This window comes from Pediococcus stilesii (genome assembly GCF_001437075.1).
Classification (GTDB): Bacteria; Bacillota; Bacilli; order Lactobacillales; family Lactobacillaceae; genus Pediococcus; species Pediococcus stilesii.
Window position 1 is genome coordinate 1 of record NZ_JQBX01000027.1, and the last position, 10,244, is coordinate 10,244.

Annotated in this window: 6 protein-coding genes and 1 pseudogene; 4 read left to right on the top strand and 3 right to left on the bottom strand. The window is 34.2% G+C overall.

Features of this window, described 5'->3' with window-relative positions; genetic code table 11:
• Nucleotides 1-246, bottom strand: a pseudogene (locus tag IV81_RS08635) (hypothetical protein); the annotation flags it as partial.
• Nucleotides 247-584: 338 nt separating this feature from the next.
• Between IV81_RS08635 and IV81_RS08640 the strand changes: the two are divergent.
• The 3 genes from IV81_RS08640 (at nt 585) to IV81_RS08650 (ending at nt 6,884) form a co-directional block, all read left to right on the top strand.
• The gene (locus tag IV81_RS08640; protein ID WP_057804264.1) at nt 585-1,982 is read left to right on the top strand and encodes a sigma-70 family RNA polymerase sigma factor; all 1,398 of its coding nucleotides are present in this window, start codon (nt 585-587) and stop codon (nt 1,980-1,982) included.
• Between the two features lie 11 nt (nt 1,983-1,993).
• Entirely contained in the window at nt 1,994-5,263 is a 3,270-nt protein-coding gene (locus tag IV81_RS08645) for a helicase-related protein (protein WP_057804266.1), read from the top strand.
• A 148-nt stretch (nt 5,264-5,411) separates the two neighbouring features.
• The gene (locus IV81_RS08650) at nt 5,412-6,884 is read left to right on the top strand and encodes an AAA family ATPase (RefSeq protein WP_057804268.1); all 1,473 of its coding nucleotides are present in this window, start codon (nt 5,412-5,414) and stop codon (nt 6,882-6,884) included.
• Between the two features lie 519 nt (nt 6,885-7,403).
• Here the strand turns inward: IV81_RS08650 and IV81_RS08655 are convergent.
• Both IV81_RS08655 and IV81_RS08660 read right to left on the bottom strand, forming a co-directional pair.
• Nucleotides 7,404-7,928: a VanZ family protein gene (locus tag IV81_RS08655; protein WP_057804271.1), complete on the bottom strand. Its 525-nt coding sequence runs from the start codon at nt 7,926-7,928 to the stop codon at nt 7,404-7,406.
• A gap of 39 nt (nt 7,929-7,967) precedes the next feature.
• Nucleotides 7,968-9,290 (bottom strand): APC family permease, encoded by a 1,323-nt coding sequence (locus IV81_RS08660; protein ID WP_057804273.1) that lies wholly within the window; start codon nt 9,288-9,290, stop codon nt 7,968-7,970.
• Between the two features lie 111 nt (nt 9,291-9,401).
• On the opposite strand from IV81_RS08660, the gene IV81_RS08665 reads away from it, so the two are divergent.
• Nucleotides 9,402-10,172, top strand: a complete 771-nt coding sequence (locus IV81_RS08665) for a GH25 family lysozyme (protein ID WP_057804275.1) — start codon at nt 9,402-9,404, stop codon at nt 10,170-10,172.
• Nucleotides 10,173-10,244 lie beyond the last annotated feature (72 nt).

A 10,244-nucleotide genomic window follows, 5' to 3' on the forward strand; every position in this document is an offset into this window, starting at 1 on the left:
ACGTAAATATATGATCCAACCATTATTACTTGGAATATATGTTAAGCAACGCTTAACACCGTTTTTAACTAGATCGTTTTCAAATCCACAATTCGGACAGCGATCAACCTGATAGTTAAGGTATCCCTCATAAACAAGGCACTTATTACCCTTAATATATTCGTAGTGATTACTGTTTGCATCATCAAAAATAATATTATTATCTGTTATTCCAAGACTTCTTCTAGTACAATCATTATGGGACATCGTTTTTCCTCTTTTCAATGCTTTTGTGGTGAATTCATTGTAGCAGAAAGGACGATGTCCTTTTTATTTAGTTCTACAACGGAGCCACAACTCCTCTGTCTTAGTCTCATTATCGAAACTGTCGATTCTATTGGTAAATAGTTATTTGTCAATTTTGTACAAGTTATGGAGATTATCACGCTTTAAAGAGAACTAAGGCGATCTTTGTTATAAACTAATAATCATGATTTTTACTCCAATCTTTAGCTAAGATACTAATATTTTTTAATGAATTGAGACGGAATATTTGATACCATAGTTTTAGAAAGTCAGTATTAAGTTAGCTGCGAGGTAACCTTATGAATAGAGCGTTAAATAGTATCATAAATTACTTAAATAATGAAGTTAGATTTGGGACATCAATTTTACAATCTGAGGTTAATGACTTTATTCGTTCTTTATCGTATTCAATGGATGATGTTTATTTTTTGTACAAAGAAATGAAAGCGCTTGATTTAACGGTATATAAGGATGAAAATTCACTTTTAGGTGAGATGTTATACATAAAAGATGATTCTTGGAAGAAAGATGTACTAAAAATTATAATGAAGTTACCGTCAGATAATTTTAATCTTACAGATGTCTATCTTTTTGATCGTGATTTGAAGATTGCGCATCCGGGGAATGAAAATATTAAAGCAAAAATTAGGCAGGTGTTACAACAACTGCGGGATGAAAATTATATCGAATTTTTACAGTTGGGTGAATATAAACGTTTAGCAAAGAATGAGAGGATAGAGGATGATACCAATTCAATTAAAAAAAGTGAGCAAAGTTTTGATGAACTTGGTGATTTAGATACGTTGTTAAGCTCCAAAGAATTTATTACGGAACTAGCGAATATTAAGGAAGCACCTACCTTTGAAAATAACTCTGAGTATATTGAGAGAATTCAAGCGAATGAAGACACGGAAGCTTTGGAGCAATTATATAAAGCAAATGACCGTCTTATCTGGAAAATAGTGAGTAGATATACCCAATATGCGACTACAAGCTTTGATATGTACGATATGTATATAGAAGGTGCAATCGGTTTAAAAAGGGCTCTGGAGAGATTCGATCTATCTAGGGGGCTTCAATTTTCCACTTATGCAACATGGTGGATTAGACAGGGAATTACTCGAGCAATTGCGGATCAGTCGAATACAGTTCGACTACCAGTTCATATGCAAGAAAAAATAAATAGATTAACTAAGATTGAAAATAGACTATCCATAAAATTAGGAAGAGTACCAACAAATGAAGAAGTTATGAATGTCTGGAATGAAGATGGAACAAACGAAACGATAAATTCAGATGAAGAAAGTTCAATGGAAGAGATTAAAAAATTAAAAACGATCAGAAGTAACTTTGGAACTAACTTAATTTCATTAGACGTACCTGTCGGCTCATCTGAAGGGGGTACAACTTTAGGTGAACTGTTACCGGAAAAGGAAATAAAGTCTGAATTGGACCTATTAGATGAGAAAGAACTGCATAATGAAATTGAGAAAATGTTGGGAAAATTATCTGATCGTCAGGCAAAAGTAATTCGGATGAGGTTTGGAATTGATGATTATGAAGAAAAAACGCTAGAAGAAGTTGGACAAAGTATGGGTGTAACACGTGAACGAATTCGACAAATTCAAAATAAAAGTCTTTTTAGGCTGAAGAAAATTGCGCATTTGGATCATGTTGATGCATGGAATGAAAGATAATGAGGCGTACTATGACAAAAGTTAATGAACGAATTGAACAGCTAATATTAGAACAAAATTTAAATAAACCGTTAGTCATTACTATTGGTTTTGACGTGAATGATTTAAATCATTGGTTAATTGAACCAATTGCTCAAAAGCTAGATATCACTGATATTGAAGCAAAAAAAACAAAACTCATTTCAGAAGCGTTTTCAAATATAGATAAATTTGACGATTATTTGATGGTCAGACCTGAAGAGTTCAGCTTGTTACGAGATGCAATGGACGTTGAAATGATCTATCATACCGATATTGTGGTTTTGAAGAATAATTTATTTGATAAGTCATTTCCTTATTCAAACACCTTGTCAGATGTGGATAAAGCGTATGAAATGCTTTATCTCAGTGAAGACATTGAACTGGAAGGACTGGATAAAAAAAGAGTTGAACGAATTAATATTTTTTATGGTAGCATTAATTTTTCAAAGAATTCTAAAAAATATTTTATTACTTATAAAGAAGATCTTTGGGATAAGTATCCAAAGTATGACTTTTATAGGATCAATGGAGATACAAAAGTTATAACCGTAGATGTACCAAAAGCAAGTATTAATGTGGCACTTGATGAAGAAGAAACAAGATTTCTGGACTTTGAATTAGGACATGATTTTCTTGAACCGGTTAACTTTGTTGTGGATTCGGTAGATCATGTTCCTCACAAATACTTAGAACGTATAGCAGTTTTAAAGATGTTAAATCCTGAATTGGTAGTTACTTTTTCTACGCAGTCAATAAAAAGGGAACAAATAAAACATCTTAATGAATACAGAAATATATTAAAACGCGTATGGGACTATGATGATTTTCGCGACTTGAATATGTACGCTAACATTGAAAAGAGGGATAAAAAATTAATTAAAATATCACAAGCACAAATTATCGATGACATTGTTAATCAAGCTGAAAATGCAAGAAAAAATGAGGAATATCGGGACATATACATAACAGCATCAACCGGAGCGGGAAAGTCTGTCATGTTTCAAATACCAACATTATACTTAACTGAAAAATATGTAGACGATAAACCATTGATTTTAGTCATTTCGCCGTTGATTGGATTAATGAACGATCAAGTTGATAGTATGAAATCTAAGGGCGTTAATAATGCTGAAACAATTAATGGAAATACGCCACCATATGAAAAACAAAACATCTTACATAAAGTTGCTGATGGAAGTATCGATATGTTGTATCTTTCGCCTGAAACATTGCAAGCCCGGGGTGATATCAAGATGCTAATTGGGAATCGAAAAATTGGTATGTTAATTGTGGATGAGGCTCATATTGTAACAACATGGGGAAAGTCTTTTCGTGCAGACTACTGGTATTTGGGAATATATCTACAAAAATTGCGAAAGGAGTATCAATTTCCAATTGTTACATTCACTGCGACAGCAATTTATGGTGGGAGCGAAGATATGTATTTAGACGCTCGAGATAGTCTTAATATGATTAGACCAATTGCTTACTTTGGTTTAGTTAGACGGAACGATATTTCAATGAAAATTAGATCTGGATTGGTGGATGAAGGAGATAAGGATTATCGAAAGAAAAAAAGTGTTTTAGCCTTTAATCATTTAAAAGATGCTTTTGAGAAAAAACAAAAATCGTTGGTATATTTTCCAACAGTTCGGCTACTTAATGAATTCTTTCGTTTTTTAGAAGTTAATTATGAAAATATTGCAAATGTAACTGGTAAATACTATGGATCTTTAGATAAAGAAGAAAAGGATACTGTACTAGAAGAGTTTAAGTCTGGTGAAATTAGATTTGTTTTAGCAACAAAGGCTTTTGGAATGGGAATCGATATTCCTGATATTACAAATGTTTATCATTATAATCCAACAGGGAATGTCGTCGATTACGTTCAGGAGATTGGGCGTGTGGCACGTGATCATAGTTTGGTACCAAAGGGATTTGGAATATTAGATTACTTACCGCGAGATTTTAATGCGGTACAGCAACTTCAGGGTATGAGTGCGATAAAGACCACTCAAATTCAGGGAGTTATGAAAAAAATATTAGACATTTATCGTGTTAAAGGATCTAATAGAAACCTAGTAGTTAGTGCAGATGATTTTAAATATATTTTTTCGGATAATTTGGATGATGATAACAATAACCTTGATAATAAAGTGAAAACCGTTTTATTAATGATTGAAAAAGACTTTTCGTCTGACCGTAAATTGGGATATTCTCCCTTTGTTGCACGACCAAGAAGTGTGTTTGGAAAAGAATTAATTATTGTCTCAAGAAATACTCAGACTGTACTTGTCAGGTCAGCACTGAAGGATTATTTTGAAGTTATAACCTCGCTGAAAGGTGAAGGCTATTCAACAGTTTTATCCGTTGATTTATCAGGAATATGGGAGAAATACTACAAAAAAATTTCGTTTCCAGAGTTTAAATATAAAATTAATACACTCGAGGAACGAAAAAAAATGGATCATGCAAAAATTTTTGAGTTATTTAATTTTGCAAGTGGTATCCAGTATACTTTTGATGAGGATAATGATTCACGATTAGCAGGATATAAAAAGGTAATGGAGACTTATCAAAGTTTTTTGGATTCAATGCAGCGAGAGGCTAAACAATTTGAGGTTAGAGAGCTGGGATCATATATTCGCAGCTCTTTAAATGTTAATGATGAGTTTAAAGCACGAAGTTTAGCTCAAGTATTAATCAACGCAACGTTTGAATATCAAAAGCTAAAAAATGTAAAAATATTGAGAGAAAGACCTGGGGCAAGCAAAACGTTATTTGCTACTGTGAAGTCAGGAGAGATGTTTGGTGAATTTATCAATCAAATTGCAACTCGTCTGTATACTCCTATATATAGTTTTTCTAAGGGGAATAATAAAATGCGTGTTTTTCATAATCGTAATTCAGATAATTTTGATGAAGAAATTATTACGTTGGGAATTGGAGAAGCGTTTGACCAAACGATAGGATTAAACTTTACGACTTTGGGTGGTTATAATCCACAAATTTATGTTCGAATTAACTCTGTTTATCCCGTAGAACAAGCGATTAAACAAGATAAAAGATATCGAAACTTCATACTGCAAGATGTATTGCAAAAGCACAAAATTGGAGTGGTTATGCAAAAATTTTTATTTACTCATAAAGAGAAAGATATTAATGAGTATACAAACTGGTTCTGGAATCAAATTGAAGATTATTTTATGGGAAGACTTCCGATTGAAGTTGAACAAAAGTTAAACTCGAAAAGAAAATGACTGGTAGTAGTCATTTTCATCGAAGATTTGAAAATTAAGAAAAACATGAATTATTTGGTAAAATCACCCTGAAATGAGTGTCCGATTATATGAAGCATGAATATAAGTCCCTTATAAAACTTAACACCTAACTAAGGAGAATAATATAATGACATTGCGTCCAGTTGATTTACGTGCAATAACAGCGCGATCACTAATAGGAAATGAAGATGTATTAAGGGAATATTTAGGTTATCTAAATATTCATTTTAGACAGCGTGAAATACAAGATTTATCACAATTAGTTGATCATTTAGATGATGAAACCCCGCTGAATAAGTTTTTTGTTGGATTTACGATTCCTCAGATTGGTAAAGAATTTGATTTATTGAAAATAAATGATTCCACAATTTTAAATATCGAACTAAAAAATGGTAAAAAAAACCTGGACGAAATTCGGCAACAATTAGAAAAAAATTTATATTATCTGGATGGGTTTTATGGTAATAGGGTTTCGATTTTGTTTACTTATCGTGTTGACACGGGAGAATTATTTGAATTAGTCGACGACGAATTAGTAGAAGGAAGCTGGGATCGATTAAATAAATTATTAAAGACTGTTTCAGAAGATATTTCGTCGATCGAAGAACTTTGTGATCCGACAAAGTTCTTAGTCTCTCCTTTTAACACAACCGACAAATTTTTATTAGGAAAATATTTTTTAACGCATAGTCAAAATGAATTTAAAAATAAAATACTTAATTCTGAAGAGAATGTTTTCTCTATTCGAGGAAATGCAGGAACGGGAAAAACTTTACTGGCCTATGATATTTCAAAAACATTTATGAAACAGGGCAAAAGAGTAGTAATTTTTCATTGTGGATATTTGAATGATGGTCAGAAATTATTGAATGACGATGGATGGAATATTATTGAACTGAAAAATATTAAGTCTACAATCGAAAGCGATTTGGATAATTTTGATGTTGTAATTATAGATGAAGTTCAGAGGATTAATGTTAAAAAGTTAACTATATGGTTCGAAGTTTTGAAGTCTTTTAATGGTAAACTAATTTTTTGTGGCGACCCAAAGCAATTTTTAAATGTTAACGAAAATGGAAATGAATCTTTTGAGTATATAAATTCAATAGTAGCAGATTCTAATCAACTTAGCTTGACCGATAAAATACGGTCAAATGCGCAAGTGGCAGCTTTCATTAGACGTTTATTTAGTAAAAAAGCAAATATTGGCAAATTACATGTTTCTCCAACTAATATTTATGTGGAATACTTCGATACAAAGAAAGCGGCTAAACTGTATGCAAGTGTTCTTATGAGCAAAGGCTGGGAAGTTATATCGCCAACTCCTTCGTTTTGGAATCAAGAATTTTACGAAGAATTCGATAGAGTATCTGGCATTTCAAATTCACATCATGTTATTGGCCAAGAATTTGATAATGTTGCCACTTTCATTGGACCCAATTTCAAATATAATGAAGGAAAATTGGAGGGATATGAAACGTATTATCCGAGTGTAAAGATGTTATTTGAAAACGTAACAAGAACTCGAAAAAATTTATGCCTAATTATAATAAATAATCCTGATGTGCTGCATAATATTTTGGAGATCATGACAGAATAGCTTTTTACGCGATTAGGTATGCTTTCTCTAAAAAGGCGCAATTGGAAACCGATTCTAAGATTGGATTCTTATTTTGAAAATATTAAAAGCTTTGATGATGAGCAATCAGTTATTAGAGTAATAAATAATTGCTCCTCTATCATGCCTGAAGATATCGCCGAATATTTAAGAAAAATATTTGGGATTGAAAGCATCCTAAAAATTGAAAGATTATGCTACTAATTTATTTAGAATGTTACCCCTAACTAGAGTTAAGTTATCTAATAAGCCAATATGGCCTTAGACTATCATTCGTAGTTTGAAAGTTTATTCTGCTTAATAAGAGAGATACGTTAACCCCATGATTTTAAAGCACTCAAGAATTTTGAAAAAATCTCATAACCGATGAATTAATTTTTGAATATGATGAGTTTTAATTAATTGTAAAGCCTTCCACATTTTAAGCATTGATGAGAAAATTAAATAAACATAATTACGAAATTAAAAAGCATAGAAACCAGCCTGCACAAGGCCAAATTTCTATGCTTTTTGTTTTCCAATGAGTGGCTTTACAACCATACTAAAAATTAAATACCCAACCAACACCCCAAAAGCATTGGTTATCACATCCGTAATATCTACGGTGCGTTGAATTTTAATCAAGACATCGAGTACTAACTGAGTTCCTTCATTAAATAGTCCTATGCCTACCGCCAGGACGCCGACGGAGAACCAATTCAAATGTTTATGGAATAAAATTCCAAGATAAACCCCTGCTGGAATCGTCATAATTACGTTCATTAGTGAACCCATCGAACGCAATGCTGACGGGATATAAATAATTTTTGCGCTATGCCAGTAAAAATAACGCACATCGACGTAATAGGGGTCAAAGAAGTATCGTCCAGGTGTGAACAATAACCATGCAACGCAAACCAGATAAACGGCTAGGCTACCAAAAACTATGGCACGTTTAAAAGTTGGGCGATGCTCGAAAGCAATCAAACAACCAATAATAATCAATGCGGTGAGGCCGATAAAAGGTAAATATTTAATCACAAACATTATAATAGAAAGCCTCCTCCAAAAGTTTTGAATATTATTCTATGATGATTTTCGATTAGTGACAAGGTAAACAGGAATTCCTAATAAAGTTATAACTATTCCAGTCATTGCTAAGATAGGTTGATTAATAATCGTAGTAACTAAAACGAAAAGGCCACCTAAAATTGCAACAACTGGCAAGAATGGATAAAGTGGAACCTTGTATGGACGCTCTAATTCTGGCTGAGTTCGACGTAGTTTAATAACGGCATAGAAAATGAGCACGTTGAAAATCCACATCACGAAGATTAGCATATCGGTTAGCAAATCAAACGAACCAATGGCCATCATAAAAATGGCGATTGCGAGCTGTAAAAAGCCAGCGATGTATGGCACAGAAGTTTTTGACAATTTTTTTAGGTGTTTACTCATGGGTAACGCATCTTCAGTTGCCATAGCGTAAGGAATTCGCATCCCGGTCATTGTATAACCATTCAATGCTCCATAAACTGAAATCAAAATTCCAATCGTAACTAGTTTTCCACCAATTCCGCCAAACAACTGTCCAGCTGCCATGGAGGCTGCATTTAAATTGCCGGCCAAATCACTGATTGGAAGTGTTCGCAGAAAAACTAGGTTGATTGCCAGATAAACCACGGTGATTCCGGTTAAACCTAAACCAATCGCTAGTGGTAAATCGCGTTTAGGATTTTTCATCTCACCAGCAATTGCACCGATCCCTAGCCACCCGTCGTAGGCAAAAAGGGTAGCCAATAATCCACCACTAAAACCGGTCAATGTTTGACCAGTGGTAAAGCGGTCGGGAAGTAGACTCAGGTGAACATTGCTAGAAGCAAAGATTCCAAATGCGATGATAACGATAATTGGAATTAATTTTGCAACTAAAGCAATTGATTGTAGCCGCGCTCCATGCTTGGAACCTAGCAAATTGATTCCAGTAATGGAAGCTCCGCAGATAATGGCGACTGGCACAACCATTCCAACGGAAAGGTGAAATAGATTAACAAACTGGGTTCCAAAGATAATGGAAAGTGCAGCGATGTTAGCCGGGAAATAAATCAGCATTTGTGCCCAACCAAGTAAATAGCCCGTTAGGCGTCCGTATGTGACTTCTAAGTATTTGATTGCTCCACCGGTAACTGGAATGGCTGAAGCTAGTTCAGCACTAGTCAGTCCCCCACAGATGGTTAACAATCCACCAGCAAGCCAGGCGATTAAGCTTAACCCGGCGGACTGGGTGCTGGCGGTGACACTTGAAACTTTAAAAAAGACGCCGGCCCCGATTACGGTTCCCATTACCGTTGAGAAGGCGGCAAAAAGTCCGATGTTTTTTTGAAGATGGGTCTGTTCGGTATTTTTCATAGAAACTTTCCTCATATGCTTTTTAGAATTATGTTATCCATTATAATTAATTTTAAGTAAGAATTCGAATATTATATTAAATAAGTGTACAATATTTGTAGGAGGTCGCCTATGGAGCGTAACGATCGATCAAAGCACCGTCCAAAATTTAATATGCGATTTGTACATCATCGCCGCCGAACAGTGCTATTAGTCTTACTTGGAATCGTTTTGCTATTGATCGGTGGGTTTTATGGCTTAAAGGCTTATCAGCAGGGGGAGTCGAAGGCTCTCGCTCCATATCCGGTTCGAGGCTGCGTGGTTGATCAAGCAGATGGCGCAATTGATTTTCAGGCTCTATCTAAAAAGGTTAGTTTCGTTTATTTGAATGCAACGACGGGCGCAACCTATTTCGACGATAATTTTAATACCAATTATGACCGCTTAAGAGCTACTAATTTAAAGGTTGGATTTATCCATAACTTTAGTTTTGAAAAAGGTGCGCAGCCGCAGTTAAAATATATCGTTCACAAGGTTCGCAGTGATAGTGGCCAATTACCAATTGCGATTCGAGTAAGCTATTACGGCGATGACGATGAGAAACATGTCGATTGGAAAAAACAGGGACCGGTTTTAGCGGATCTGGTTCGTCTGCTCGCAAATGATTACGGCCGCCAAGTCATCATTAAAACGACTCCAGAAATTAAAAAAGCAATCGAATCAAAATATATTAAGCAGAGTCATTTTTGGTTGGAAGATTCCCAATTAAAGAAACGCGGAAAACGAATTGAATACGTGGAATTTGATACGAAAAATACCTTTAAAAATGATGGAACAAAGGTTAACTTGCCGGTCTCGTACTTTAATGGAAGTAAAGAGCAGTGGGAATATCAAAATTCGTAGAATGAGTTAATTGATACGATATAAAAGTAAAAGAGAAATGAACCTTAAAGTGACCTGTACCCCAGAAGTTAA